Raw genomic sequence first — 26361 nt, forward strand, 5'->3', positions numbered from 1 at the left:
GCGCCATGCTTTGGCAGCTGACCCAGATGCTTTGGGTCGGCGGTCTATGGCTGATACATCTCGGTTTGCAGCCGGCGCTGGGCCAGATTGGCCTGGCACCGTTGCTGATCGATGAAGTCGCCAGTGCATTTGAAGTGCTGGTGGTAGGTTTTGCCGCAGCATGCGTTATTTTTCAGGCTTTGGTGCTGGTACAGGCCGAGGGCCTTGCCAGTCTATGGCGAGATTTTCGTGGGCAGGTGCTGTTGATGGCTTTGTATGCGTGTGCGATGTTTGTCGCAGTGCGTGTCGGCTGGCCGGATGCGCAGCGCTGGCAGGTGTTCAGTTATCTGGTTCTGGGGTTTTCCGGGCTGGTGCTGGTAATGCAGCCGGTGCCAGGATGGAGTGGCAGGGTGCGCGAAGCACACCCTTGACCCTTGTCATCACTTGAAGCGATGAACGTTCGACAGTTGCTTGTTGACGCTGAAGTTCTTGCGGTAAATCAGTGCCATCTTGCCGATGACCTGCACCAGGTCCGCTTTGCCAACCTTGCACAGCTCTGCGATGTGCGCGAGGCGCGATTCGCGATCGAGGATATTGAGCTTGATTTTGATCAGCTCGTGATCCGCCAAAGCGCGTTCAAGTTCGGCTAAAACACCTTCAGTCAAACCGTTGTCAGCTACCGTCAAAACTGGTTTGAGGTGGTGGCCAATGGATTTGTACTGTTTCTTCTGCTCTGGAGTGAGCGGCATAATCTGACCCTTTCGTCTGGATTCTGTAAAATGGCGGCCATTTTACCCGAGGGCTCGTGGATCCGCCCAATTAATCACGACCCTTATCAACGAGGTGCCCAATGGCGCGTTCCAAGACAAGCCTTGGTTGGCTGAAAAGACATGTCAACGATCCTTATGTGAAACAAGCGCAGAAGGATGGCTACCGCTCGCGTGCGAGTTACAAACTTCTGGAAATCCAGGAGAAATACAAGCTGATCCGCCCTGGCATGAGCGTTGTCGATCTAGGTGCAGCGCCCGGGGGCTGGTCGCAGGTCACCAGCCGCCTGATCGGCGGTCAGGGCCGTTTGATCGCATCGGACATTCTGGAAATGGACAGTATTCCTGACGTGACCTTCATTCACGGAGACTTCACCGAGGACGAAGTGCTCGGGCGAATCCTTGAGGCTGTGGGTAATTCGCAGGTGGACCTTGTGATTTCCGATATGGCCCCCAATATGAGTGGTACGCCTGAAGTGGATATGCCGAAGGCCATGTTCCTGTGCGAGCTGGCACTTGATCTGGCGGAGCGGATCCTCAAGCCAGGTGGCAATTTTGTGATCAAGATTTTTCAGGGTGAAGGATTTGATGTTTACCTGAAGGACGCTCGCAAGAAGTTCGACAAGATCCAGATGATCAAGCCGGACTCCTCTCGTGGCACCTCTCGCGAGCAATACATGCTGGCTTGGGGTTATCGCGGGCGTAGTGAGTAAAACGAGGTTTTTGTGCGGGGTGATAGGTTTTTAGTATTTCGCCCGGCTAGCATTAACGAATATTGTGTAGAAAGTGTTTCACAAAGGGTTACAGACGGCGCCTGCCAGAGTCGTAGGTAATGTAGTAAGTTAGGCCGGTGAATATCATGCGAAGCGCGCGCCAGTAGCGGAGCTTGCTTCAGAGGGTAGTTAATTGAACGATATGGCAAAGAATCTGATCCTGTGGTTGATCATCGCGGCTGTCCTGGTGACGGTGATGAACAACTTCTCCAGCCCTAACGAGCCGCAGACCCTCAACTATTCCGACTTCATCCAGCAGGTCAAGGATGGCAAGGTCGAGCGCGTAGCGGTTGATGGCTATGTAATCACCGGCAAACGCAATGATGGCGACAGCTTCAAGACCATTCGTCCGGCAATCCAGGACAATGGCCTGATCGGCGATCTGGTCGACAACCACGTTGTGGTTGAAGGCAAGCAGCCTGAACAGCAAAGCATCTGGACCCAGCTGCTGGTGGCCAGCTTCCCGATCCTGGTGATCATCGCGGTGTTCATGTTCTTCATGCGCCAGATGCAGGGCGGTGCTGGCGGCAAGGGCGGACCGATGAGCTTCGGCAAGAGCAAGGCGCGCCTGCTCTCCGAAGACCAGGTAAAAACCACATTGGCTGACGTCGCCGGTTGCGACGAAGCCAAGGAAGAAGTCGGTGAGCTGGTTGAATTCCTCCGTGATCCGGGCAAGTTCCAGCGCCTGGGCGGCCGTATTCCTCGCGGTGTGCTGATGGTCGGTCCTCCGGGTACCGGTAAAACCTTGCTGGCCAAGGCGATTGCCGGCGAAGCCAAGGTTCCGTTCTTCACCATCTCCGGTTCCGATTTCGTCGAAATGTTCGTCGGTGTCGGTGCCAGTCGTGTACGTGACATGTTCGAGCAGGCGAAGAAGCACGCGCCTTGCATCATCTTTATCGATGAAATCGACGCCGTCGGTCGCCATCGTGGCGCCGGCATGGGTGGCGGTCACGACGAGCGCGAGCAGACTCTTAACCAGTTGCTGGTTGAGATGGACGGCTTCGAAATGAACGATGGCATCATTGTTATCGCTGCAACCAACCGTCCAGACGTACTCGACCCTGCGCTGCTGCGTCCGGGCCGTTTCGACCGTCAGGTCGTGGTTGGTTTGCCGGATATCCGTGGTCGCGAACAAATCCTCAAAGTACACATGCGCAAAGTGCCAATGGGTGACGACGTCGCTCCGGCCGTTATCGCGCGTGGTACTCCGGGCTTCTCGGGTGCTGACCTGGCTAACCTGGTCAACGAAGCGTCTTTGTTCGCTGCACGTAGTGGCAAGCGCATCGTCGAAATGAAAGAGTTCGAACTGGCCAAAGACAAGATCATGATGGGCGCCGAGCGCAAGTCGATGGTCATGTCCGAAAAAGAGAAGCAGAACACCGCTTATCACGAAGCTGGCCACGCCATCGTGGGTCGCGTCGTGCCTGAGCATGATCCGGTGTACAAGGTGTCGATCATTCCGCGCGGCCGTGCGCTGGGTGTGACCATGTTCCTGCCGGAAGAAGATCGCTACAGCCTGTCCAAGCGCGCATTGATCAGTCAGATCTGCTCGCTGTACGGCGGCCGTATTGCAGAAGAAATGACTCTGGGCTTCGACGGTGTAACTACAGGCGCCTCTAACGACATCATGCGTGCCAGCCAGATCGCACGGAACATGGTGACCAAGTGGGGTCTGTCGGAAAAGCTCGGTCCGTTGATGTACGCCGAAGAAGAGGGTGAAGTATTCCTCGGTCGCGGTGGTGGCGGTCAGGCTGCCAGCTTCTCCGGCGAGACAGCCAAGCTGATCGACTCCGAAGTGCGCAGCATCATTGACCAGTGCTATGGCACGGCCAAGCAGATCCTCACGGACAACCGTGACAAGCTCGATGCCATGGCTGATGCACTGATGAAGTACGAAACGATCGATGCTGAACAGATCGACGACATCATGGCTGGTCGTACACCTCGCGAGCCTCGTGACTGGTCAGGTGGCACCGGTACGCCGCCACCTGTGGTTCGAGACGAGCGTCCGGAAACACCGATTGGCGGCCCGGCTGCTGACGTTTAAGGTTTGAAATGACTTCTGTACAGTCCCTGACCCGGTTGCCTTGCGGCAACCGGGTTCTTGATTTGGCCCAGACGCATGTCATGGGTATCCTCAATGTCACCCCTGATTCTTTCTCCGACGGCGGCCAATACAGTCAGCTGGATGCGGCGTTGCGTCACGCCGAAGCCATGGTTGCAGCCGGTGCGACGCTGATTGATGTCGGTGGCGAATCCACGCGTCCTGGCGCGCGAGCAGTCTCTCCGCTTGAAGAGCTTGAGCGCGTCGCACCGGTCGTCGAGCTGATCAATCGCGAGCTTGATGTGATCATTTCGGTGGATACGTCTACACCTGCCGTCATGCGCGAAACTGCGCGGTTGGGTGCCGGGTTGATCAACGACGTGCGCTCGCTACAGCGCGATGGTGCGCTGGATGCAGCGGCGGCTACCGGTTTGCCGGTGTGTCTCATGCATATGCTCGGTGAGCCCGGGGATATGCAGGACAATCCGCAGTATCGGGATGTCACGCGCGAAGTCGGCGAGTTTCTCGCTGAGCGTATGGCGCAATGTGCGGCGGCAGGTATTCCTGCCGAGCGGATCATTCTCGATCCGGGTTTCGGTTTCGCCAAAACCCTGCAGCACAATCTAAGCTTGTTCAAGCACATGGAAGCCCTGCATGCATTGGGCAGGCCCTTGCTTGTCGGAGTTTCTCGAAAGAGCATGATCGGACAGGCTTTGAATCGTCCTGTCGGCGAGCGGCTGCATGGTGGCCTGGCGCTGGCGGCACTGGCGTCGGTAAAAGGTGCGCGCATATTGCGTGTCCATGATGTTGCAGAAACGGTAGACGTGGTGCGGATGATCGCGGCCGTGGAATCAGCCGAATAAGAATGATGGAGCACTTATGAGCAAGAAATACTTTGGTACTGACGGCATTCGTGGTCGAGTCGGTGAATACCCGATTACTCCTGACTTCATGCTCAAGCTCGGCTGGGCGGCCGGCATGGCCTTTCGCAAGATGGGTGCCTGTAAGGTACTTGTCGGCAAGGACACGCGGATTTCCGGTTATATGTTCGAATCGGCACTTGAGGCTGGTCTGACATCGGCGGGAGCCGATGTCATGCTGCTGGGTCCTATGCCAACGCCGGCTATCGCTTATCTGTCACGCACGTTCCAGGCTGAGGCCGGTATCGTGATCAGTGCTTCGCACAACCCGCATGACGATAACGGCATCAAATTCTTCTCCGGTAAGGGCACAAAGCTGCCGGATGAGCTGGAGTTGATGATCGAAGAGTTGCTCGATACCCCCATGACGGTGGTTGAATCGAGCAAGATCGGCAAAGTGTCGCGAATCAATGATGCGTCAGGTCGCTACATTGAGTTCTGCAAGAGCAGTGTGCCAACCGGCACCAGTTTTTCCGGCCTTAAAATCGTCATCGACTGTGCGCATGGCGCGACCTATAAAGTTGCTCCGAGTGTCTTCCGGGAACTGGGTGCAGAAGTCGTCGTATTGTCGGCCCAGCCCAATGGTCTGAACATCAACGAGAATTGCGGCTCGACTCATATGGGGCAGTTGCAGGCGGCGGTGCTTGCAGAGCACGCCGATCTGGGTATCGCTTTTGATGGCGACGGCGATCGGGTGTTGATGGTCGATCACACTGGCGCCATCGTTGATGGCGATGAATTGTTGTTCATCATCGCCCGTGATCTGCACGAGCGTGGCAAATTGCAGGGCGGTGTCGTCGGCACCCTGATGAGTAATCTGGGGTTGGAACTCGCGCTGGCGGATCTTTCGATTCCGTTCATTCGCGCCAATGTCGGCGACCGCTACGTGATCGCCGAACTGCTTGAGCGCAATTGGCTGGTCGGTGGCGAGAATTCGGGACATATCGTTTGCTTCAATCACACAACCACCGGTGATGCGATCATCGCGGCTTTGCAAGTGCTGATGGCGCTTAAGACCCGTAATGAAGGACTTGCGCAAACACGCCAGGCTTTGCGCAAGTGTCCTCAGGTGCTGATCAATGTACGTTTCGGTGGTGGCGAGAGTCCGCTGGAGCACCCGGCTGTCAAGGAAGCAAGTGCACGTGTAACCCAGGCAATGGCCGGGCGTGGTCGCGTGCTTTTGCGCAAGTCCGGGACAGAGCCGTTGGTGCGCGTCATGGTCGAAGGTGAGGACGAAACTCAGGTTCGCAACTATGCCGAAGAGCTGGCAAAACTGGTAACTGAAGTTTCTGCCTGATACGGCTTGCAAGCCATGATTGTGTTGGGTAACATCTGCGCCCACTTTGACCGACGAGGTACAGCATGCGTCGCCCTATGGTAGCTGGTAACTGGAAGATGCACGGTACCCGCGCCAGCGTCGCTGAGCTGATCAACGGCCTTCGTCATCTGGCCTTGCCAAGCGGTGTTGATGTCGCGGTATTCCCGCCTTGCTTGTATATCAATCAAGTGATTGATGGCTTGAAAGGCAAGTCGATTTCGGTCGGCGCGCAGAATTCTGCGGTGGAATCCATGCAAGGTGCATTGACCGGTGAAATTGCTCCGAGTCAGTTGGTAGATGCAGGTTGTTCTCTTGTGCTTGTCGGGCACTCCGAGCGCCGCCAGATAATGGGCGAGCGGGACGGTATGCTGAATCGCAAGTTTGCAGCTGCGCAGGCATGTGGCTTGATTCCGGTGTTGTGTATAGGGGAAACCCTTGAGCAGCGCGAAGCCGGGAAAACTCTTGAAGTTGTCGGGCGTCAGCTGGGCAGCATCATTGAGGAGCTGGGTGTCGGTGCTTTTGCCAAGGCAGTTATTGCTTACGAGCCGGTCTGGGCTATTGGTACCGGACTGACTGCGACGCCGCAGCAAGCTCAGGATGTGCATAAAGCCATTCGCGAGCAGCTGGCGGCAGAGAATTCTGAAGTCGCACGAGGTGTGCGGCTTCTATACGGCGGCAGCGTGAAGGCGGCCAATGCGGTCGAACTGTTCGGCATGCCGGATATCGATGGGGGGCTCATTGGTGGAGCTTCCCTGAATGCAGATGAGTTCGGTGCGATTTGTCGCGCCGCGGGAAACTGAAAAAATGCTGGAAACAGTCGTAGTCGTTTTTCATCTGCTGGGTGCATTGGGCGTAGTTGCTCTGGTTTTGCTGCAGCAGGGTAAGGGTGCGGACGCTGGCGCGTCTTTCGGAGCAGGTGCTTCAAATACTGTGTTCGGAAGCCAAGGTTCCTCTACCTTTCTTAGTAAGTTTACTGCTATACTTGCCGCCGGTTTCTTCATAACCAGCTTGGGGTTAGGTTACTTTGCTAAAGAGAAGGCTCATCAGCTAACTCAGGCGGGTCTCCCAAATCCAGCAGTGTTGGAAGTACCTAAGCAACAACAACCGGCTTCTGATGATGTCCCGGTGCTTCAAGAGCAAAAGTCGGCTACTCCAGCGACTGACGTACCTCCAGCTCAAGAGCAGAAGTAAGAAGAGTTTCAACGTAGTTTTGCCGAGGTGGTGGAATTGGTAGACACGCAACCTTGAGGTGGTTGTGCCCATAGGGTGTAGGGGTTCGAGTCCCCTTCTCGGTACCAATTAGTCAGGAGAGCCCGCTGTTGCGGGCTTTCTTGCAGGTGGAAGGTTACATTGACCCTATAAGGGATCGGTCGTATACTTCCGCCCCAGCTTTGTCGCGGGGTGGAGCAGTCTGGTAGCTCGTCGGGCTCATAACCCGAAGGTCGTCGGTTCAAATCCGGCCCCCGCAACCAGTTTAAGGAGCCCCTTTTAAGGGGCTTTTTGTTAGCTGGACACTTTCAACGCCGCTGTTCGACGGCGTTTCAAGGATGGGCGTTTCGCCCATTTTTTTATTTTGCAAAGCATGCACATATCATGCACTAGGGGGTTCAGGTGTCGAGCAAGCTAGAAGAGTTGCAGGCCTTGCTGGCCCCGGTGGTCGTGGCCCTGGGCTATGAATGCTGGGGTATCGAGTTTTCGGCTCAGGGTCGTCACTCGATGTTGCGCGTTTATATCGATAAAGAGGGTGGCGTGCTGGTGGACGATTGCGCCATTGTCAGCCGTCAGATCAGTGGTGTGCTGGATGTTGAAGATCCAATCGCCGTTGAATACACCCTTGAAGTTTCCTCGCCTGGCATGGAGCGCCCACTGTTCACTCTTGAGCAGTTTGCAAAATTTGCCGGTGAACAAGTGAAGATCAAGCTGCGCTCGCCTTTTGAAGGTCGACGCAACTTTCAGGGCCTTCTGCGCGGTGTAGAAGAACAGGATGTCGTGGTGCAGGTAGAAGACCATGAGTTCCTGTTGCCGATCGATATGATCGACAAGGCCAACATTATTCCCAGTTTTGACTGAGACGCGGATCCCGCGGATCCAATGGCTTGCGAAAGGCGAGGCGTACGATGAGCAAAGAAGTACTGCTGGTTGTTGAGTCGGTATCCAATGAAAAGGGCGTACCGGCAAGCGTAATTTTTGAAGCGCTGGAGCTGGCTTTGGCCACTGCTACCAAAAAGCGTTTTGAAGACGAAGTTGACCTGCGTGTGGAAATTAACCGCCACACCGGGGCATACGAAACTTTCCGTCGCTGGACGGTCGTCGAAGAGAATGATCTCGACGATCCGGCCATCGAAACCTGGCCGAGCAAGGTTGCCGAAACGCATCCGGGTGCCAACGTTGGCGACGTCGTTGAAGAAAAGATCGAATCCATCGAGTTCGGCCGCATTGCTGCACAGACTGCCAAGCAAGTCATCGTGCAGAAAGTGCGTGAAGCCGAGCGCGCTCAAGTGGTTGACGCTTATCGCGAGCGCCTTGGGGAAATTATCTCCGGCACCGTGAAAAAGGTCACTCGCGACAACGTGATCGTCGATCTGGGTAACAACGCTGAAGCGTTGCTGGCCCGTGAAGACATCATTTCTCGCGAAACTTTCCGTGTCGGCGTGCGTTTGCGTGCGCTGCTCAAGGAAATCCGCACCGAGAACCGCGGCCCGCAACTGATCCTGTCGCGTACCGCGCCGGAAATGCTCATCGAGCTGTTCCGTATCGAAGTGCCGGAAATCGCTGAAGGCCTGATCGAAGTAATGGCTGCGTCCCGTGATCCGGGTTCGCGTGCCAAGATCGCCGTCCGCTCGAAGGACAAACGCATCGACCCGCAGGGCGCTTGCATCGGTATGCGCGGTTCGCGCGTCCAGGCAGTGTCGGGTGAGTTGGGCGGTGAGCGTGTTGATATCGTCCTGTGGGACGACAACCCGGCTCAGTTCGTGATCAACGCCATGTCCCCGGCTGAGGTTGCGGCAATTATCGTTGACGAAGATGCCCATGCAATGGACATCGCCGTTGGCGCAGACAATCTGGCTCAGGCCATCGGTCGCGGTGGTCAGAACGTGCGTCTGGCCAGCCAGTTGACTGGCTGGACCCTGAACGTGATGACCGAATCGGACATCCAGGCTAAGCAGCAAGCAGAAACCGGCGACATCCTGCGCAACTTCATCGACGAGCTGGAAGTCGACGAAGATCTGGCACAGGTGCTGGTAGATGAAGGCTTCACCAGCCTGGAAGAGATTGCCTACGTACCGTTGGAAGAAATGCTCAACATCGACGGCTTTGACGAAGATACCGTCAACGAGCTTCGCGCTCGTGCCAAGGATCGTTTGTTGACCAAAGCCATCGCTACTGAGGAAAAGCTGGCAGACGCCCATCCGGCCGAAGACCTGCTCTCGCTTGAGGGTATGGACAAGGATTTGGCGATGGAACTGGCGGTGCGCGGCGTAATTACCCGCGAAGACCTGGCCGAGCAGTCTATTGACGACCTGCTCGACATCGACGGCATTGACGATGATCGTGCCGGCAAGTTGATCATGGCCGCCCGAGCCCACTGGTTCGAGTAATTAGGCGCGGCCTGAGGAGAGAAGTGCATGACGCAAGTCACGGTGAAACAACTGGCCGATGAGGTCAAAACACCGGTAGAGCGCCTGTTGCAGCAGATGCGTGAGGCAGGTCTGCCGCACACCGCCGCCGAAGAAAATGTGACTGACAGTGAGAAGCAGTCCCTGCTGACTCACTTGAAAAGCAGCCACAAGGCGAAAGTGGAAGAACCACGCAAGATCACGCTGCAGCGTAAAACCACCAGCACCCTGCGTGTGGCTGGTAGCAAGAGCATCAGCGTAGAAGTTCGCAAAAAGAAAGTTTTCGTACAGCGCAGCCCGGAAGAAATCGAAGCCGAGCGTAAGCGTGAACTGGATGAGCGTCGCGCAGTAGAAAATGCTGCCCGTCAGAAAGCTGAAGAAGAAGCCAAGCAACGCGCCGAAGTAGAAGCGCGTAACCAGCCTGCTGCTGCGCAGGATGCTAACAGCGCCGCTGCTGCTGCGCCGGTTGCCGCTGCCGAACCTGTTCGTGAAAGCGCGCCGGTGGTTGCCGCTGCTCCAGCTCCGTCTGCTGACGTTCGCAACAAGCAGAACGAACAGCGCCGTCCGGACAAGCCACGTGCCGACGACAACAATCGTCGTAGCGGTGGTGGTGATGGCGAGCGCAAAAACGCTCCGCATCGCGCATCGGTCAAAGAAAAAGCGCCGGCTCCACGTGTGGCGCCACGCACTACCGACGAAGAAAGCGATGGCTTCCGTCGCGGTGGTCGCGGCAAGGCCAAGCTGAAAAAGCGCAACGCCCACGGTTTCCAGAGCCCAACCGGCCCTGTCGTGCGTGATGTGCAGATCGGCGAGACCATCACTGTTGGCGATCTCGCCAATCAGATGTCGGTCAAGGCTGCTGAAATCATCAAGTTCATGTTCAAACTGGGTACTCCAGCGACCATCAACCAGGTGCTTGATCAGGAAACTGCTCAACTGGTAGCCGAAGAGCTGGGCCACAAAGTGACCCTGGTCAGCGACACCGCCCTGGAAGATTCCCTGGCCGAGTCCCTGAAGTTTGAAGGTGAGTCGTTCTCCCGTGCGCCAGTCGTGACCGTAATGGGCCACGTTGACCACGGTAAAACGTCGCTGCTCGACTACATCCGTCGTGCCAAGGTAGCTGCTGGCGAAGCCGGTGGTATCACCCAGCACATCGGTGCATACCACGTTGAAACCGAACGCGGCATGGTCACCTTCCTCGATACCCCGGGTCACGCCGCGTTTACCGCAATGCGTGCTCGTGGTGCCAAGGCGACCGACATCGTGATCCTGGTGGTTGCAGCCGACGACGGCGTAATGCCGCAGACCATTGAAGCTGTTCAGCACGCAGTAGCGGCTGGCGTTCCACTGGTTGTAGCAGTGAACAAAATCGACAAGCCGGGCGCTGATCTTGATCGCATCCGTAGCGAATTGTCGGTTCACGGCGTGACTTCCGAAGAGTGGGGCGGTGATACGCCGTTCGTTCCGGTTTCGGCGAAAGTCGGTACTGGCGTGGACGAGCTGCTTGAAGCCGTTCTGCTGCAAGCTGAAGTTCTCGAACTGAAAGCAACTCCGTCGGCTCCTGGCCGCGGCGTTGTGGTTGAATCGCGTCTCGACAAAGGTCGTGGCCCGGTGGCAACCGTTCTGGTTCAAGACGGTACCCTGCGCCAAGGCGACATGGTCCTGGTCGGTTCGAACTATGGCCGCGTGCGTGCCATGCTCGACGAGAACGGCAAGCCAATCAAAGAAGCCGGTCCATCCATCCCTGTCGAAATCCTCGGCCTGGACGGTACCCCGGACGCTGGCGACGAGATGAGCGTGGTTGCCGACGAGAAGAAAGCCCGTGAAGTGGCTCTGTTCCGTCAAGGCAAGTTCCGCGAAGTCAAACTGGCTCGTGCTCACGCCGGCAAGCTGGAAAACATCTTCGAAAACATGGGTCAGGCCGAGAAGAAGACGCTCAACATCGTCCTCAAATCCGACGTCCGTGGTTCGCTGGAAGCGTTGAACGGTGCCTTGAATGGCCTGGGCAACGACGAAGTACAAGTGCGCGTAGTTGGCGGCGGCGTTGGTGGTATCACCGAATCCGACGCTAACCTGGCACTGGCTTCGAACGCTGTACTGTTCGGCTTCAACGTGCGTGCCGATGCTGGCGCACGGAAGATCGTCGAGCAGGAAGGTCTGGACATGCGTTACTACAACGTGATCTACGACATCATCGAAGACGTCAAGAAAGCCCTGACCGGCATGCTCGGCAGCGATGTTCGCGAGAACATCCTGGGTGTGGCCGAAGTGCGTGACGTGTTCCGTTCGCCGAAGTTTGGCGCGATCGCTGGTTGCATGGTGATCGAAGGTGTTGTGCACCGTAACCGTCCGATCCGTGTACTGCGTGAAGACATCGTTATCTTCGAAGGCGAGCTGGAATCCCTGCGCCGCTTCAAGGATGACGCTTCCGAAGTACGTGCCGGCATGGAATGCGGTATCGGCGTGAAGAGCTACAACGACGTCAAAGTCGGCGACAAGATCGAAGTCTTCGAGAAGGTTCAGGTTGCTCGCAGCCTCTAACTCGCGCACTTCAGGAGCCGTGATGGTCGGCCGCACTCAACAGTGTGGCGCATCACCCGGACTCTAAACGCAACGCCCGGTCTGGCTTTTGTCAGGCCGGGCGTTTGCCGCTTTCAGACCTTGCGGGTTTCGCCGCGGGGCAGTAACAGGTAACAAAATCATGGCAAAAGAATACAGCCGTACCCAACGTATCGGCGATCAGATGCAGCGCGAGCTGGCTCAACTGATCCGTCGCGAAGTCAAAGACCCGCGCGTCGGCCTGGTCACCATTACCGCAGTAGAAGTCAGCCGTGACGTCGGTCACGCGAAGATCTTCATCACCGTGATGGGCCAGGACAACGCCGAAGATATCGCACAAAGCATCAAGGTGCTGAATGCCGCCGCAGGTTTCCTGCGTATGCAACTGGCCCGTGAAATGAAACTGCGCAGCGTGCCGCAATTGCACTTCCACTACGACGAATCCGTTGTCCGTGGTGCGCACCTGTCGGCCCTGATCGAGCGTGCCGTGGCTGAAGACAATCAGCATCCGGTCGCTGCTGAACCTGAAGACACCAAGGAGTAATTCGGTGGCTCAGGTCAAACGTATCCGTCGTAACGTCAGCGGCATCATCCTGCTCGACAAACCGTTGGGATTCACCTCCAACGCCGCGTTGCAGAAGGTTCGCTGGTTGCTCAACGCCGAAAAAGCCGGGCACACCGGTAGCCTCGATCCGCTGGCCACCGGCGTCTTGCCGTTGTGCTTCGGTGAGGCCACCAAGTTCTCGCAATACCTGCTCGATTCCGACAAGGCTTATGAAACCCTGGCGCAACTGGGCAAGACCACCACCACGGCAGATGCTGAAGGTGAGGTTTTGCAGGAGCGCCCGGTGACCGTTGGTCGCGCCGATGTCGAAGCGGCATTGCCGAAATTTCGTGGGCAAATCAGTCAGATACCGCCGATGTACTCGGCGCTCAAGCGTGATGGCCAGCCGCTGTACAAGTTGGCGCGTGCAGGCGAAGTAGTGGAGCGCGAACCGCGTTCTGTTACTATTGCGCGCTTGGAATTACTGGCCTTCGAAGGCGATACTGCGCGTCTTGCGGTGGATTGCAGCAAGGGCACCTATATTCGCACCCTGGTGGAGGATATCGGTGAGCAACTCGGTTGTGGTGCGTACGTCGCTGAATTGCGCCGTACTCAGGCCGGGCCTTTCACCCTGGCGCAGACCGTGACCCTCGAAGAGCTTGAAACGGTACATGCCGAAGGTGGCAACGAAGCGGTGGATCGCTTCCTGATGCCATCGGACAGCGGCCTGCAGGATTGGCCACTGCTGCATTTCTCGGAAGCGAGCGCGTTCTACTGGCTCAACGGCCAGCCGGTACGTGCCCCGGATGCTCCGAAGTTCGGCATGGTACGAGTACAGGATCACAATGGTCGCTTCATCGGTATCGGTGAAGTGAGCGAAGACGGGCGCATTGCACCACGTCGACTGATTCGGTCGGAATGACCGAAACCGGTCTGTGTCAAAGCAGGCTGGCGAGGGTGGCTGTTAACAGGCACGGTCACTACTCATTTATAGATACAGGGATTTGTCCCTGGCCTGTTGAAGCTGTTTCCCTGAAACAGTTTCCTGATAAAAGGATTGCCTCATGGCTCTCGACGTTCAAGAAAAAGCTCAAATCGTTGCTGACTACCAGCAAGCTGTTGGTGACACTGGTTCGCCAGAAGTGCAAGTTGCACTGCTGACCCACAACATCAACAAGCTGCAAGGTCACTTCAAGGCCAACGGTAAAGATCACCACTCCCGTCGTGGTCTGATCCGCATGGTAAACCAGCGTCGCAAGCTGCTGGACTACCTGAAAGGCAAGGATCTGGGTCGTTATCAGACTCTGATCGGTCGCCTGGGTCTGCGTCGCTAATCAGCGATTGCGCTATGAGGTTGGTTGTCTGTCGGACGTCTGCGGTTTACCGCCGGCGGCTTGCAGGCTCCCAGCCTCAAGTTTTATCTGGATACACGTTTTACCCTGGACAGACGTTGGGCCGACTCCCGACATTGCCCAAGAATTCGCAAGAAACCAGTTCCCCCAAGAGCCACAAAGAAGGTAGGACACCGTGAACCCGGTAATCAAAAAATTCCAGTTCGGTCAATCGACCGTTACCCTCGAGACTGGCCGTATCGCCCGTCAGGCCTCCGGCGCAGTATTGGTCACCGTTGACGACGACGTCAGCGTATTGGTGACTGTAGTCGGTGCAAAACAAGCCGATCCAGGCAAGGGCTTCTTCCCTCTGTCGGTTCACTACCAGGAAAAGACTTACGCTGCCGGTAAGATCCCTGGCGGTTTCTTCAAGCGTGAAGGCCGTCCTTCCGAGAAAGAAACCCTGACTTCCCGACTGATCGACCGTCCGATCCGTCCGCTGTTCCCAGAAGGCTTCATGAACGAAGTGCAGGTTGTCTGCACCGTCGTTTCCACTAGCAAGAAAACCGATCCGGACATCGCTGCGATGATCGGTACCTCGGCTGCCCTGGCGATCTCGGGCATTCCGTTCGACGGTCCGATCGGCGCCGCTCGCGTAGCTTTCCACGAAAGCACCGGCTACCTGCTGAACCCGACTTACGAGCAGCAAGCTGCTTCGAGCCTGGACATGGTCGTTGCCGGTACTTCGGACGCCGTACTGATGGTTGAATCGGAAGCCAAAGAGCTGACCGAAGACCAGATGCTGGGCGCGGTACTGTTTGCTCACGACGAATTCCAGGTGGTGATCAACGCGGTTAAAGAACTGGCTGCTGAAGCTGCCAAGCCAACCTGGACCTGGGCTCCGGCTCCAGAAGCCACCGAACTGCTGGGCGCTATCCGTGCCGAGTTCGGCGAAGCGATCTCCCAGGCTTACACCATCACCGTCAAGGCCGACCGTTACGCTCGCCTGGGTGAGCTGAAGGATCAGGTTGTTGCCAAGCTGTCCGGTGAAGAAGGCCAACCTTCGTCCAGCGAAGTCAAAGCGGCTTTCGGCGAAATCGAATACCGCACCGTTCGCGAAAACATCGTAAACGGCAAGCCACGTATCGACGGTCGCGACACCAAAACCGTACGTCCGCTGAACATCGAAGTCGGCGTTCTGCCGAAAACCCACGGTTCGGCCCTGTTCACCCGTGGTGAAACCCAGGCTCTGGTAGTCGCGACTCTGGGCACAGCCCGTGACGCACAGCTGCTGGACACCCTGGAAGGCGAGAAAAAAGACCCGTTCATGCTGCACTACAACTTCCCTCCGTTCTCGGTAGGCGAATGTGGTCGCATGGGTGGCGCTGGTCGTCGTGAAATCGGTCACGGCCGTCTGGCCCGTCGTTCGGTTTCGGCCATGCTGCCAGCCGCTGACGTGTTCCCGTACACCATCCGTGTGGTTTCGGAAATCACCGAATCCAACGGTTCGAGCTCGATGGCTTCCGTTTGCGGCGCTTCTCTGGCCCTGATGGATGCTGGTGTGCCGATGAAGGCGCCGGTTGCCGGTATCGCCATGGGTCTGGTTAAAGAAGGCGAGAAGTTCGCCGTCCTGACCGACATCCTTGGTGACGAAGACCACCTGGGCGACATGGACTTCAAAGTAGCCGGTACCGCCAAAGGTGTTACCGCGCTGCAGATGGACATCAAGATCAAGGGCATCACCGAAGAGATCATGGAAATCGCTCTGGGCCAAGCCCTGGAAGCGCGCCTGAACATTCTCGGTCAGATGAACCAGATCATCGGCCAGTCGCGTACCGAACTGTCGGCCAACGCTCCGACCATGATCGCGATGAAAATCGACACCGACAAGATCCGTGACGTTATCGGTAAAGGTGGCGCGACCATCCGTGCGATCTGCGAAGAAACCAAGGCTTCGATCGACATCGAAGACGACGGTTCGATCAAGATCTTCGGCGAAACCAAGGAAGCTGCTGAAGCTGCACGTCAGCGCGTTCTGGGCATCACCGCTGAAGCCGAGATCGGCAAGATCTACGTGGGCAAGGTTGAGCGCATCGTCGACTTCGGCGCATTCGTCAACATCCTGCCAGGCAAGGACGGTCTGGTTCACATCTCGATGCTGAGCGACGCTCGCGTAGAGAAAGTGACCGACATTCTGAAAGAAGGCCAGGAAGTGGAAGTGCTGGTACTGGACGTGGACAACCGCGGCCGTATCAAGCTGTCCATCAAAGACGTGGCAGCTGCCAAGGCTTCGGGCGTTTAATCAGCCCAAAGCGTTAGCGCAATGAAAATGCCCCGCCGTGAAAACGGCGGGGCATTTTTTTGTCTGGCATAAAGATCAAAAGATCACAGCCTGCGGCAGCTCCTACAAAGCGGTGTGATAACCCGATCATGCAGGAGCTGCCGCAGGCTGTGATCTTTGCTTTTGTGAAAACCGGTGCTAGGTTTAGCCCACCGCCCGTGTAGCTCAGCCGGTAGAGCAGCGCACTCGTAACGCGAAGGTCGCAGGTTCGATTCCTGTCTCGGGCACCACCGTTTTCCTCACTCCCGCTCATTGCCATGCGGATTTATGTTCCGCAGGTCAGCTTTTTGTGGGAGAGATGTAAAGAGCCGTGTAATTCGTCATGCAAACGTCCTATATTCGTTGCCTGCATGAGCATCGCCCAGCAGTTTTCAGATGATCCCGAATGGTTCCGAAGGCCGGAAAAATCCGCGTCAGAGAGATCCTTGATGATCCAGATCCATCCTCCATTCTTACGATCAGCGAGAACGCCATGACCGAATTAACTCAAGAGCAACGTCATCAACAAGCGCTGGAAAAGTACATTCTGGACGTTCCGGACCTGAAAGAAGAGATCAAGGACCTGAGTCCTGATGATCAAAAGGATCAGATCCAGTGGGCCTTTGAAGACGAAGCCGAAGCCCAGGGTTTGCAGCCGTGGGAGCTGACACTCAAGTACACGAGCACGCCGGAGGAGTTCGAGGCGCAGCGCCTTGTGCTACACAAAGAGGCGGCTGAAGTGCTGGGTGTCGAGTGGGATGACTACTGCGAGATGAACAATCTCGTCGTATAACAGCAGCTACGAGCTTTAAGCGGCAAGCTGCAAGTCAACGCAAAAGCGCTGTGGCTTGCAGCTTGTAGCTTGGAACTTGCCGCTGCTGTTTAAAGGCTGAGGCGCATCGACAGATCCACCGCTTTGACATCCTTGGTCATCGCACCGATCGAGATGTAGTCCACCCCGGTTTCGGCGATCGGCAGCAGCGTGCTTTCGTTGATGCCGCCGCTGGCCTCCAGTTTCGCCTTGCCGCCATTCAGGCGCACGGCTTCGCGCATGTCGTCCAGACTCAGTTCGTCGAGCATGATGATGTCGGCGCCGGCGGCCAGTGCTTCCTTCAGTTCATCCAGACTTTCCACTTCGACTTCCACCGGTTTGCCCGGCGCAATCTTGTGCGCGGCGGCAATGGCTTGTGGAATGCCACCGCTGGCGGCGATGTGGTTTTCCTTGATCAGGAAGGCGTCGTACAGACCGATGCGATGGTTGTGGCAGCCACCGCAGGTCACCGCGTATTTCTGGGCCAGACGCAGGCCTGGCAAGGTCTTGCGGGTGTCGAGCAGTTTGACCTGAGTGGTACCCACGAAATCGGCCAGGTACTGCGCGCGGGTGGCTACGCCGGAGAGCAACTGCAGGAAGTTCAGCGCACTGCGTTCACCGGTCAGCAGCGAACGGGCCGGCCCTTCCAGATGAAACAACGGCTGATTGGGCTTGACCCGCTCGCCATCGACCACTTGCCAATGCACCGCGACCCGCGGATCAAGCTGACGAAACACTGCATCGACCCAGGCCGTGCCGCAAATAACAGCCGCGTCGCGCGTGATGATGGTGGCTTTGGCCAGGCGTTCGGCCGGGATCAGTTGCGCGGTGATGTCGCCGCTGCCGATGTCTTCGAGCAACGCACGGCGCACGTTGGCTTCGATTTCGGCGGTCAAATCGGCGAGACGTAGATTCGGCATAACGGGCTCCACAAACAAAGTGGTTTGATTATAGGGGCATGGCGCGAGCCAACCCAAGGCGAGACGCGCGTGCTTGCCTGCATCTTGTCGATTTTCTTTGAGCAAACCGTGCCGGGACATGGTCACTGAAAGGGCATAGGGGAAACCCTGACGGCTATGGCGTCGGGTACAAGTTATGAAAGATAATCCGCCTTGCATTTGACGTCATAGCTTTGACGTCCGGATTGAGCTTGTGCGAGCGAGCCTGCTCGGGAATGCATGCTCTCAGTGACATTGCTGCGGCTGATACACCGCCATCGCGAGCAGGCTCGCTCCCACAGGGATCCGGGTTGGCTTGACCGAACGAATCACCGTTTCAGGAGGCTTGGATGCACAACGACGGGAAAGTGGTGCCTTTGCACAAAGGCACTGCCGATCAGGCGAATCATTCGCCGCTCGCCCGCCTGCCTGTGATTCTGCTTCAGGTTCGCGACAAGGCTGCCCAGCAACTGCGCCACGGTTTGCAGGAGCTGTTCGATAACGCCGATGACACGCTGTTCGAAATGGCCGACCGGGCGCGCAACGACGTCGAACAGAACATCTTTTTCGAAGCCATGCGCGACCTGCGCCTCAAGCGCAAAAACATCGAGCGTGGTTTTCTTGAGCAATTCTTTGAAGCTTTCGTTGGCCTGACGCAATACGACCCCACGCACAACACGCTGCCCCATGCCCTGATATATGACGAGTTGGCGCCGCGCAGCGACGACATGGAACGCAGCGTGGCGGTCGAGACCATGGTCGGTCGCGTACTCAAGCGTGACGGCTTCGCCCTCGATCAACTGACCGCGCGGCTTAACGCGCTACTCGGCAACACCCTCGACGATCAACACAACCCGCTCGGCCCGGCGCTGCTCTGCGAGTTTTTCCTCCAGGCCGGGCGTAACCTGGGTGTGGAAATCAAGGTCAAGCTGATCCTGCTCAAACTCTTCGAGCGTTATGTCTTGGCCGATACCGAACAGCTCTACGCCGAAGCCAATCAATTGCTGCTTGCCACCGGTGTGTTGCCCGAGTTGAAGGCCGCCCCGGCACGGCGCGCCATTGATCGTGCGATCGCCAGTGTGAGCAACGATGAAAGCGACGACACGCCGCCCGTCGATGAAGGCGTGCAGGAGGTCTTCGCCGCGCTGCAGCAATTGCTCGCGCATGTGCGTGGCAGTGTTGCCCCGACGCTGGAACCCAGCGTTGCGGCGCAACCGATTTCCACCCGCGACCTGCTCCGTCTGCTCTCGCACTTGCAACAGTACGTGCCGGCGCTGGCGGCACAGGATGACTTCGATCTGCGCAATCAGCTCGAACAACTGCTGACTCGCGTCAGCGTCAGAAGTGGAAAATCGCGGATCGTCGGCGATGCGGACGAAGACGTGATCAACCTGATCGCCATGGTCTTCGACTGCATTCTTGAAGACCGCAATGTGCCGGATTCGCTCAAGGCTCTGATCGCGCGGTTGCAGATCCCGATGCTCAAGGTCGCGGTGCTCGACAAGAGTTTCTTCAGTCGCAGCACCCATCCGGCGCGGCGCCTGCTCAACGAAATCGCCGAGGCGGCGATGGGTTGGGGCGACTGCGACAGTGACGCGCGCGACAGCTTGTACCTGCGTATCGAACAAGTGGTGCAGCGCCTGCTGACTGACTTTGTTGATGACCCGGCGATTTTCTCTGAGTTGCTCGCCGATTTCCTTGCGTTCACCAGCGATGAGCGCCGCCGCAGTGAGCTACTTGAACAGCGTCTGCGTGACGCCGAAGAAGGGCGGGCAAAAACCGAACTGGCCCGGCGCCGGGTCGAGCGGGCGCTGAATCAAGCGCTGCTGGGTAAGACGCTGCCGCCGTCCGTGGTCACGTTCGTCCAGGACGCCTGGAGCAAAGTATTGCTGCTGACCTGCCTCAAGCATGGCGATCAGTCAGCCGAATGGCAGGCCGATGTGCAAACCATGGAGCAATTGATCTGGAGTGTGCAGCGTCATGAAGACACCGAATCCAGCCTGCGCTTGCTGGCACTGGTGCCGGGGTTGCTCAAATCGCTGCGTGATGGCCTGAGCAGTTCAGCGTTCGATCCGTTCGCCACCAGCGAGTTTTTCAGTGAGCTGGAAGCCCTGCATGTACGTGTGCTGGAGCGTTCCGTCGAATCGGATCAGGCCACCCCCATGATCGAAGTGTCGCAACAGATCGTGCTGCACACCGCCGATGAAAGCGCAATGGCGATGACATCGGTACGCTTGCCCCACGACGCCGCCGGTCTGCGTCAGGTCGAGCAACTGCGCCTGGGCAGTTGGGTCGCTTTTCGTGAGGACGATGAAAACAGCCTGCGCTGCAAGCTCGCAGCCATCATCGAAGCCACCGGCAAGTATGTATTTGTCGATCGAACCGGGATGAAGGTGCTGGAGCGCAGCCGCATCGCGCTGGCCGTGGAATTCCAGCGTGGCACGGTGCGTGCGCTGGACGATACCTTGCTGTTCGACCGCGCACTCGAATCGGTGCTGGGCAATCTGCGGCGACTCAATCGCGGCAAGTGATCGCGCGCCGGGGGCCGATCACGGCATACTGGGCGCCAACAGAGTCGGCGTTGAAGGAATCGGTATGCAGTTGGATCCCGCTAGCGGGTGGTGTCACGGGGTGCAGGTTTGCCCATCGCCCAACTTCAATGAACGCCCTGCGGGCGAAATTTCCCTGTTGGTCATCCACAACATCAGCCTGCCGCCAGCGCAGTTCGCCACGGGCAAGGTGCAGGAGTTTTTCCAGAATCGTCTGGATGTCACCGAACATCCCTACTTTGCAGGTATCGCCGACCTACGCGTCTCGGCGCATTTTCTGATCGAACGTGACGGCAAGGTCACCCAGTTTGTCTCCTGTCTTGAGCGGGCGTGGCATGCGGGTGTATCGATGTTCGAAGGGCGCGAAACCTGTAATGATTTTTCCGTGGGCATCGAGCTCGAAGGCACCGATGATCTACCGTTCACCGACGCGCAGTATCAGGCGTTGACGGCGTTGACCCGCCAGTTGCAGACAGCATTTCCGGCCATCACCGGCGCCCGCATTTGTGGGCACAGCGACATAGCACCCGGGCGTAAGACCGATCCTGGCCCGGCATTCGACTGGGCGCGTTACCGCGCAGCCCTGGCACAAGGGGAAGGACAATGAGTTTTCTGGTGTTACTGCTGGCGCTGTGGATCGAGAAGTTTTCGGCCCTGCGTCATCGGGTTCAACGCGATGGCGGATGGATCCGCGAACTGAACAAACTCGAAAGCAGCGAGCGGCTGGCCAAACAGCCTTGGCTGGTGCTGAGCATTCTGGTGCTGTTTCCGGTGGCCTTGCTGGCGCTGTTGCTGGTGGTGCTGGAGCCGGTGGCTTACGGCTTGCTGGCGTTGCCGGTGCATTTACTGGTGGTGATTTACAGCCTGGGGCGCGGCGACTTGCTCGGCGGCCTCGGGCCGTTCCGTGATGCCTGGCGCCGTGAGGATTTGCAAGCCGCAGCGCACGTGGCCAAGCGCGATCTGAACATCTGCGCCGACAGCGGCGAGCAGTTGCTCGAACGTGTGCAGGCGCATCTGCTGTGGCAGGCCTACCAGAGCTTTTTTGCGGTGATCTTCTGGTATTTCGTGCTCGGCCCGGTAGCGGCATTGGCGTATCGCCTGTTGGCGCTGGCGCAGGAGCACGGTCAGAACCCGGCGCTGGTCGAGCGCGCCGCGCAACTGCGGCATGCATTTGACTGGCTGCCGGTACGCTTGCTGGCTGCGAGCCTGGCACTGGTCGGCAACTTTGTTGCGGTCAGCCGGGTGATGCTGCATGAACTGCTCAACTGGAACATCAGCGCGGCGCAACTGATCAATCGGGTCGGTTTGGCGGCGGGCGAGATTCCACCTCCGGTGGTCGGGCCGGAAGGCATCAACACCCTCGATTGCCTGTGGGAACTGCTGCTGCGCGCGGCAGTGCTGTGGTATGCCGGGTTTGCTTTGTGGACAGTTCTGATCCACTGATTTCACTGATTTAAAGAAGGATCAAAAGATCGCAGCCTGCGGCAGCTCCTACACAGGGATTGTGTGTTTCCTGTGGGAGCTGCCGCAGGCTGCGATCTTTTTGTCGTTAACCTTAAGTTACAAAACCTCCCTTCGATTTGAGCTATACAGAGATGGCGCCCGATAGTGGCTATCTGCTGTCGCCCCGCGCCCGCCAATAAAAACAAGAAAAACCAAGGGAGACTTCCAGTGAAGAGCTTGCTCTATCCCGCTGTCTCGCTGATGAACCGTCTGAGCTTCGGCATGAAGTTCAGCCTGATCAGCGTGCTGTTCCTGGTGCCGATGCTGGTGACCAATTTCTATCTGGTGCGCGATTCCTATCGCGAATTCCAGGGCACCCGCGTCGAGCTGCAAAGCCTTGATCTGCTGGGCAGCAGCCTGGCTCTGCGCCGGGATCTGGAAACCCTCAACAATCTGGTGCAGATCAACGTCACCCTCGGCCAGTCCGGCAAGGCCGGGAATGTCGAGGCGCAGATCACCACGCTCGAACAAGCGGTTCTGGCACGCCTGCAAGGGCTGACGGCGATGACCGACGATCCCGAGCAGATCCAGGTATTCGACGGCAAACGCGATGAAATGATCGCCGAGTTCAAGGCCCAGCAAGTGGAGAACTCGCTGCAGAGCAAAAGCGCGTTAATCGGCAAACTACTGGCCAGTGCGCAGATTTTCAGCCAGATCATCACCAGTCAGGCCGGGCTGAGCCGAGATAACCAGAGCGATATCCGTCAGCTCAGCGAACTGGTCACCCTGATCACGCCGAGCGTCACGCAAACTCTCGGCGAAGGCCGGGCCATGGGTTCGTATTCATTGGGTCAGGGTTTTCTCAACAGTTCATCGAGTACGCGTTTTGATGAGTTGCTGGTGCAGATCGAAAAACTCCAGGCCGAGTATGGTCTGAAATTGCAGGACGCCCTCGGCTCCAGCAAAGCCGCGGGGGACAACCTCAGCGCGGCGGCCGACAGCAGCAAGGCTTCGCTGAAACAGGCCAGCGAACTGTTCGAAGAGCAGGTGGTGATGGCCGACACCCTCGATGCGCCGTGGCAGGCTTTTTACGATCAGGTCACTGGGCTGATCGGCAAGACCTATGAGCTCAACGAAGCCACGCTGAAATTCCTCGACACTCAATTGCAGCAGCGTCTGGCGCAGAACCGCACACACATGGTCCTGCAGGCGGTGGCGCTGTCGGTGGTGTTCGTGCTGATTTTCTATCTCTACGGTGGTTTCTACGCCTCGACCCGCACCACGCTGAAACGCCTTGGAGCAATGATGGACAAGGTCGCGGCGGGGGACATGACGGTCAACTTCAAGGCCAGCAGTCGCGATGAGTTAGGTGAGTTGGGCGAGGTGTTCAACGGCACGGTGAGGAAGATTCACGACTTGATCGAGCGGGTGGGCCAGACCGTCGCCGAGGTCGAGCGTCAGGCCGGGCAGGTTGAAAACGTCTCAGCGCAGAGCAATCAGGCGGTCGCCGGGCAACGTACGCAGATCGAGCAAGTGGCAACGGCGATGAACCAGATGTCGGCGACCTCACTGGAGGTGGCGCGCAGTGCCGCCGCGGCAGTGAGCAGTGCCCAAAGCGTCAATGACGAGACCATCAGTGGTCGTGGCCTGGTCGAGTCGCAGCAGGGCAGCATTGCCGCGCTGGCCAGCGAGATTGACCAGTCAGTGCGGGTGATCAACCAGTTGGCCAGCGACAGCCAGTCGATCAGCCGCGTGCTGGAAGTGATCAAGAGCATCGCCGAACAGACCAACTTGCTGGCGCTCAACGCCGCGATCGAAGCGGCACGTGCCGGCGAGCAGGGACGTGGTTTTGCCGTGGTGGCGGACGAAGTGCGCACGCTGGCCAAACGCACTCAGCAATCAACTGAAGAGATCGAACAGATGATCGCCAAGTTGCATGGCGGCGTCGGGGCGGCGGTAAAGGCCATGGGCGTCAGCCATCAGATGGCCAACGGCACGGTCGGGCAGTCGGAGAAAGTCCAGCAGGCGCTGGAAAACATCCTTGGTGCGGTCGGCATGATCGTCGATCAGAACCAGCAGATTGCCGCTGCCGTTGAGCAGCAAACGGCGGTGGCCCACGATATCGACCAGAACATCGTCGAGATCAACCGCGCCGGCGAGCGCACAGCGCAAGGTGCGCACCAGACCGAAGATGCCAGCCGCGCGTTGTCTGCCCAAGTTGTTGAGCTTAAACAACTGATCAGCGCCTTCCGCGTCTGAGCTGTACACAAATCCCCTGTAGGAGCTGCGGCACGCTGCGATCTTTTGATCTTGATTTCAAAGAGATCAAAAGATCGCAGCCTCGTTTCACTCGACAGCTCCTACAGGGGAGATGTGTTACCAGCCGAACACTTCGCAGCTGTTGGCGGTGCTGGCGCTGGCGAGTTGTTGCGGGGATATATTCATCAACTCCGCCAACGCCTCACAAATCGCCGGCAAGTGCGCCGGGCTATTGCGCTGACCGGGAAACATCGCAGGCGCCATGTCCGGCGAATCGGTTTCCAGCACGATCGACTCCAGCGGCAGTTCCGCAATCACTCGATGCATGCGCAACGCCTGCGGCCAGGTCGGTGCGCCGCCGAGGCCCAGTTTGAAACCCAGTTTGATGTATTCCCGCGCTTCTTCACGGCTACCGGCAAAGGCGTGGATGATCCCTGCGCGTTTGAGCTTGAAGCGTTTGAGCGTCGCAATAACCGCCGCATGGCTGCGGCGTACATGGATCAGCGCTGGCAAATGAAAGTCAGCGGCCAATTGCAGCTGCGCCTCGAACAGCGCCTGTTGCCGCTCGCGGTCGAGGTTTTCGACGAAGTAATCCAGACCGATTTCGCCCACCGCACACAACTGCCGATGACCACGCAGCCGCGTCAGCCAATCACCCAGAGCCAACAAATCCTCAGGACGATGCTGATCGAGATACACCGGATGCAGACCGAATGCCGCATACAAATCCGCATCGCTCTGCACCAGATCCCACACCCGTTGCCAGTTACCCTCATAAACCCCCAATACCACCATCCGCCGCACCCCGAGGGCGCGGCTTTCGGCGAGCAACGCCGGGCGATCGGCATCGAAGTCGGGGAAGTCGAGGTGGGTGTGGCTGTCGATCAGCTCCACGGCTCAGTCCTGGTGAATACGCTGCTTGAAGGTCCGCGCGATGGCCTGTACGCCGGGCTTGTACTCCGACTGCTCGACCGCCGCCAGCGCCAGTTCCAGCGCCTTGTCGGCGATCAACTGGTGTTGCTGGGCCATGGCGTTGACCGGCAGCGGCAGGAAATCCAGCAATTGCGTATCGCCGAAGGTGCCGAGGCGCAGCGGTCGCGATTTCAGCGGGAAGTCATGCAGCGCGTCGAACACGCCTTGCAGCAGTACGTACGAAGTCGTCACCAACGCGTCGGGCAAATGCCCCAGACGTTGCAGGAGTTCTTCCATCAATTGCTTGCCGCACTCACGGCTGAAAGATTCAGCGTGCTCGACCAGCACTTCACCTTTGAAGTCGACCAAGGCTTGCTTGAAACCGGCGGCACGTTCCTGGCTGATGCTCAGTTCCGGGCGCGCACCGAGCAGAACGATCTGCTTCGGCTGCGGATCGAGCAGGCTCTGGGTCAGGTGCAGGCTGGCCTCGCGGTCGTCACTGATCACCGAACAGAAATGCTCCGGTTCCATGACCCGGTCGATGGCGATGATCGGCAGCCCTTTGGCCTGTAGCTGTCGGTAACTGTCATCACCGGCCGGCAGGCAACTGGCGACGATCAGCGCATCGCAGCGGCGCGCCTTGAATAGTTGCAGCAACTGCCGCTCGCTGTCTGGCGCATCGTCGGAGCTGGCGATCAGCAATTGATAGCCGCGCGCCCGCGCACCTTGCTCGAGCAGCTTGGCGATCCGCGCGTAACTGGGGTTTTCCAGATCCGGCAGAATAAAGCCCAGCGTGCGCGTGTGCCGACTGCGCAGCCCGGCCGCTTGAGGGTTTGGCGTGAAGCCGTGCAGATCGACCACCGCCCGCACCCGCTCGACGGTGGCGGTGCTGATGCGTTGCTGTTCGGCCTTGCCGTTGATGACGTAGCTGGCGGTGGTCACGGACACTCCGGCCAACCGCGCGATATCACTGAGTTTCAACCCGGTATTTCCTTGTTTATTCGAGCTTGCCGCCACATTTTCGCCAATCCTACCCGATTAGGGCAGGCGACTATTGTCGCAGCGCATCCGACAAGTTGGACTTCAAGGATGGGACATTATCGAGTAACGTGCCGATCAATCTAGATTAAACGTTTCAGCAAGCGTATTTTCTACGTATTAGACGTCTTTGGCCGGTGCTGCCGTGAAACCGCCAAAACTGCCGCTGAAAAGCAAAGCGGTAAAGCGCCTAAGCTGCAAACCATCCAAAACAATACCTGGCACTCATATAGCGCCAA

23 protein-coding genes and 3 tRNA genes are annotated in these 26361 nt (G+C 57.8%); 22 read left to right on the plus strand and 4 right to left on the minus strand.

The annotated features are described in order from the left end of the window. Positions 1 to 5: 5 nt before the first annotated feature. A complete protein-coding gene (locus PspR84_RS04400; protein WP_105705402.1) occupies positions 6 to 410 on the plus strand; it encodes an MFS transporter in 405 nt (134 codons plus the stop codon). Between the two features lie 9 nt (positions 411 to 419). Here the strand turns inward: PspR84_RS04400 and PspR84_RS04405 are convergent, their stop codons facing one another. Further along, positions 420 to 728, minus strand: a complete 309-nt coding sequence (locus tag PspR84_RS04405; protein WP_007915235.1) for a YhbY family RNA-binding protein — start codon at positions 726 to 728, stop codon at positions 420 to 422. A gap of 101 nt (positions 729 to 829) precedes the next feature. Here PspR84_RS04405 and rlmE point away from each other — a divergent pair, with 101 nt between their 5' ends. The 17 genes from rlmE (at position 830) to PspR84_RS04490 (ending at position 16965) form a co-directional block, all read left to right on the plus strand. Continuing rightward, on the plus strand, positions 830 to 1459 hold the full coding sequence (rlmE, locus tag PspR84_RS04410; protein ID WP_105705404.1) for a 23S rRNA (uridine(2552)-2'-O)-methyltransferase RlmE: 630 nt from the start codon (positions 830 to 832) through the stop codon (positions 1457 to 1459). Positions 1460 to 1661: 202 nt separating this feature from the next. Continuing rightward, the gene (gene ftsH / locus PspR84_RS04415) at positions 1662 to 3566 is read left to right on the plus strand and encodes an ATP-dependent zinc metalloprotease FtsH (RefSeq protein ID WP_160060049.1); all 1905 of its coding nucleotides are present in this window, start codon (positions 1662 to 1664) and stop codon (positions 3564 to 3566) included. Between the two features lie 8 nt (positions 3567 to 3574). Beyond that, positions 3575 to 4426, plus strand: a complete 852-nt coding sequence (gene folP, locus PspR84_RS04420; RefSeq protein ID WP_160055785.1) for a dihydropteroate synthase — start codon at positions 3575 to 3577, stop codon at positions 4424 to 4426. Between the two features lie 16 nt (positions 4427 to 4442). Beyond that, positions 4443 to 5780 (plus strand): phosphoglucosamine mutase, encoded by a 1338-nt coding sequence (gene glmM / locus PspR84_RS04425; RefSeq protein ID WP_064119464.1) that lies wholly within the window; start codon positions 4443 to 4445, stop codon positions 5778 to 5780. Between the two features lie 65 nt (positions 5781 to 5845). Further along, positions 5846 to 6601 (plus strand): triose-phosphate isomerase, encoded by a 756-nt coding sequence (tpiA, locus tag PspR84_RS04430; RefSeq protein ID WP_016986498.1) that lies wholly within the window; start codon positions 5846 to 5848, stop codon positions 6599 to 6601. A 4-nt stretch (positions 6602 to 6605) separates the two neighbouring features. Then, complete coding sequence (secG, locus tag PspR84_RS04435; RefSeq protein ID WP_016986497.1) at positions 6606 to 6992, plus strand: preprotein translocase subunit SecG; 387 nt, start codon at positions 6606 to 6608, stop codon at positions 6990 to 6992. A 21-nt stretch (positions 6993 to 7013) separates the two neighbouring features. Then, positions 7014 to 7099, plus strand: a tRNA-Leu gene (locus tag PspR84_RS04440). Between the two features lie 97 nt (positions 7100 to 7196). Continuing rightward, positions 7197 to 7273 (plus strand) — tRNA-Met (locus tag PspR84_RS04445). Positions 7274 to 7412: 139 nt separating this feature from the next. Continuing rightward, on the plus strand, positions 7413 to 7871 hold the full coding sequence (rimP, locus tag PspR84_RS04450) for a ribosome maturation factor RimP (protein WP_007993601.1): 459 nt from the start codon (positions 7413 to 7415) through the stop codon (positions 7869 to 7871). Between the two features lie 47 nt (positions 7872 to 7918). Beyond that, positions 7919 to 9400, plus strand: coding sequence for a transcription termination factor NusA (gene nusA / locus PspR84_RS04455; protein WP_008088341.1), 1482 nt, complete (start codon positions 7919 to 7921; stop codon positions 9398 to 9400). Between the two features lie 27 nt (positions 9401 to 9427). Then, positions 9428 to 11959: a translation initiation factor IF-2 gene (gene infB / locus PspR84_RS04460; protein WP_160055787.1), complete on the plus strand. Its 2532-nt coding sequence runs from the start codon at positions 9428 to 9430 to the stop codon at positions 11957 to 11959. Between the two features lie 160 nt (positions 11960 to 12119). Then, positions 12120 to 12521, plus strand: a complete 402-nt coding sequence (gene rbfA, locus PspR84_RS04465) for a 30S ribosome-binding factor RbfA (RefSeq protein WP_007915259.1) — start codon at positions 12120 to 12122, stop codon at positions 12519 to 12521. A 4-nt stretch (positions 12522 to 12525) separates the two neighbouring features. Then, a complete protein-coding gene (gene truB, locus PspR84_RS04470) occupies positions 12526 to 13443 on the plus strand; it encodes a tRNA pseudouridine(55) synthase TruB (RefSeq protein ID WP_160055789.1) in 918 nt (305 codons plus the stop codon). Positions 13444 to 13585: 142 nt separating this feature from the next. Further along, on the plus strand, positions 13586 to 13855 hold the full coding sequence (gene rpsO, locus PspR84_RS04475) for a 30S ribosomal protein S15 (protein ID WP_003177875.1): 270 nt from the start codon (positions 13586 to 13588) through the stop codon (positions 13853 to 13855). 193 nt (positions 13856 to 14048) lie between these two features. Beyond that, positions 14049 to 16154, plus strand: coding sequence for a polyribonucleotide nucleotidyltransferase (gene pnp / locus PspR84_RS04480; RefSeq protein ID WP_007915263.1), 2106 nt, complete (start codon positions 14049 to 14051; stop codon positions 16152 to 16154). Positions 16155 to 16347: 193 nt separating this feature from the next. Next, positions 16348 to 16423: transfer RNA gene (locus tag PspR84_RS04485), tRNA-Thr, on the plus strand. Positions 16424 to 16665: 242 nt separating this feature from the next. Next, positions 16666 to 16965 carry a DUF6388 family protein gene (locus PspR84_RS04490; protein WP_160060050.1) on the plus strand — a complete coding sequence of 100 codons (300 nt, stop codon included), beginning with the start codon at positions 16666 to 16668 and terminating at the stop codon, positions 16963 to 16965. 89 nt (positions 16966 to 17054) lie between these two features. Here PspR84_RS04490 and nadC read toward each other — a convergent pair whose 3' ends face one another. Next, a complete protein-coding gene (gene nadC, locus PspR84_RS04495) occupies positions 17055 to 17903 on the minus strand; it encodes a carboxylating nicotinate-nucleotide diphosphorylase (RefSeq protein ID WP_016986492.1) in 849 nt (282 codons plus the stop codon). Positions 17904 to 18271: 368 nt separating this feature from the next. Between nadC and PspR84_RS04500 the strand changes: the two genes are divergently transcribed. The 4 genes from PspR84_RS04500 to PspR84_RS04515 all read left to right on the plus strand — a co-directional run bounded on the left by PspR84_RS04500 (position 18272) and on the right by PspR84_RS04515 (position 24172). Further along, on the plus strand, positions 18272 to 20452 hold the full coding sequence (locus PspR84_RS04500; RefSeq protein WP_160055791.1) for a DUF1631 domain-containing protein: 2181 nt from the start codon (positions 18272 to 18274) through the stop codon (positions 20450 to 20452). Between the two features lie 64 nt (positions 20453 to 20516). Then, complete coding sequence (ampD, locus tag PspR84_RS04505) at positions 20517 to 21077, plus strand: 1,6-anhydro-N-acetylmuramyl-L-alanine amidase AmpD (RefSeq protein ID WP_160055793.1); 561 nt, start codon at positions 20517 to 20519, stop codon at positions 21075 to 21077. Beyond that, positions 21074 to 21913, plus strand: a complete 840-nt coding sequence (ampE, locus tag PspR84_RS04510; protein WP_160055795.1) for a regulatory signaling modulator protein AmpE — start codon at positions 21074 to 21076, stop codon at positions 21911 to 21913. The genes ampD and ampE overlap by 4 nt, the downstream gene beginning before the upstream one ends. Positions 21914 to 22141: 228 nt before the next feature. After that, positions 22142 to 24172, plus strand: coding sequence for a methyl-accepting chemotaxis protein (locus PspR84_RS04515; RefSeq protein ID WP_160055797.1), 2031 nt, complete (start codon positions 22142 to 22144; stop codon positions 24170 to 24172). A gap of 117 nt (positions 24173 to 24289) precedes the next feature. On the opposite strand, the gene PspR84_RS04520 is transcribed toward PspR84_RS04515, so the two are convergent. Further along, entirely contained in the window at positions 24290 to 25066 is a 777-nt protein-coding gene (locus PspR84_RS04520) for a TatD family hydrolase (protein ID WP_160055799.1), read from the minus strand. 3 nt (positions 25067 to 25069) lie between these two features. After that, a complete protein-coding gene (cra, locus tag PspR84_RS04525) occupies positions 25070 to 26065 on the minus strand; it encodes a catabolite repressor/activator (protein ID WP_160055801.1) in 996 nt (331 codons plus the stop codon). Between the last annotated feature and the right edge of the window lie 296 nt (positions 26066 to 26361).

Source organism: Pseudomonas sp. R84 (assembly GCF_009834515.1).
In the GTDB taxonomy this organism is placed as follows: Bacteria; Pseudomonadota; Gammaproteobacteria; order Pseudomonadales; family Pseudomonadaceae; genus Aquipseudomonas.

Excerpts from the sequence above, each read along its gene's own strand:
- PspR84_RS04400 (WP_105705402.1), top strand. The coding sequence starts at position 6 with ATGCTTTGGCAGCTGACCCAGATGCTTTGGGTCGGCGGTCTATGGCTG.
- PspR84_RS04405 (WP_007915235.1), bottom strand. The coding sequence starts at position 728 with ATGCCGCTCACTCCAGAGCAGAAGAAACAGTACAAATCCATTGGCCAC.
- rlmE (WP_105705404.1), top strand. The coding sequence starts at position 830 with ATGGCGCGTTCCAAGACAAGCCTTGGTTGGCTGAAAAGACATGTCAAC.
- ftsH (WP_160060049.1), top strand. The coding sequence starts at position 1,662 with ATGGCAAAGAATCTGATCCTGTGGTTGATCATCGCGGCTGTCCTGGTG.
- folP (WP_160055785.1), top strand. The coding sequence starts at position 3,575 with ATGACTTCTGTACAGTCCCTGACCCGGTTGCCTTGCGGCAACCGGGTT.
- glmM (WP_064119464.1), top strand. The coding sequence starts at position 4,443 with ATGAGCAAGAAATACTTTGGTACTGACGGCATTCGTGGTCGAGTCGGT.
- tpiA (WP_016986498.1), top strand. The coding sequence starts at position 5,846 with ATGCGTCGCCCTATGGTAGCTGGTAACTGGAAGATGCACGGTACCCGC.
- secG (WP_016986497.1), top strand. The coding sequence starts at position 6,606 with ATGCTGGAAACAGTCGTAGTCGTTTTTCATCTGCTGGGTGCATTGGGC.
- nusA (WP_008088341.1), top strand. The coding sequence starts at position 7,919 with ATGAGCAAAGAAGTACTGCTGGTTGTTGAGTCGGTATCCAATGAAAAG.
- infB (WP_160055787.1), top strand. The coding sequence starts at position 9,428 with ATGACGCAAGTCACGGTGAAACAACTGGCCGATGAGGTCAAAACACCG.
- rbfA (WP_007915259.1), top strand. The coding sequence starts at position 12,120 with ATGGCAAAAGAATACAGCCGTACCCAACGTATCGGCGATCAGATGCAG.
- rpsO (WP_003177875.1), top strand. The coding sequence starts at position 13,586 with ATGGCTCTCGACGTTCAAGAAAAAGCTCAAATCGTTGCTGACTACCAG.
- PspR84_RS04490 (WP_160060050.1), top strand. The coding sequence starts at position 16,666 with ATGACCGAATTAACTCAAGAGCAACGTCATCAACAAGCGCTGGAAAAG.
- nadC (WP_016986492.1), bottom strand. The coding sequence starts at position 17,903 with ATGCCGAATCTACGTCTCGCCGATTTGACCGCCGAAATCGAAGCCAAC.
- PspR84_RS04500 (WP_160055791.1), top strand. The coding sequence starts at position 18,272 with ATGCACAACGACGGGAAAGTGGTGCCTTTGCACAAAGGCACTGCCGAT.
- ampD (WP_160055793.1), top strand. The coding sequence starts at position 20,517 with ATGCAGTTGGATCCCGCTAGCGGGTGGTGTCACGGGGTGCAGGTTTGC.
- ampE (WP_160055795.1), top strand. The coding sequence starts at position 21,074 with ATGAGTTTTCTGGTGTTACTGCTGGCGCTGTGGATCGAGAAGTTTTCG.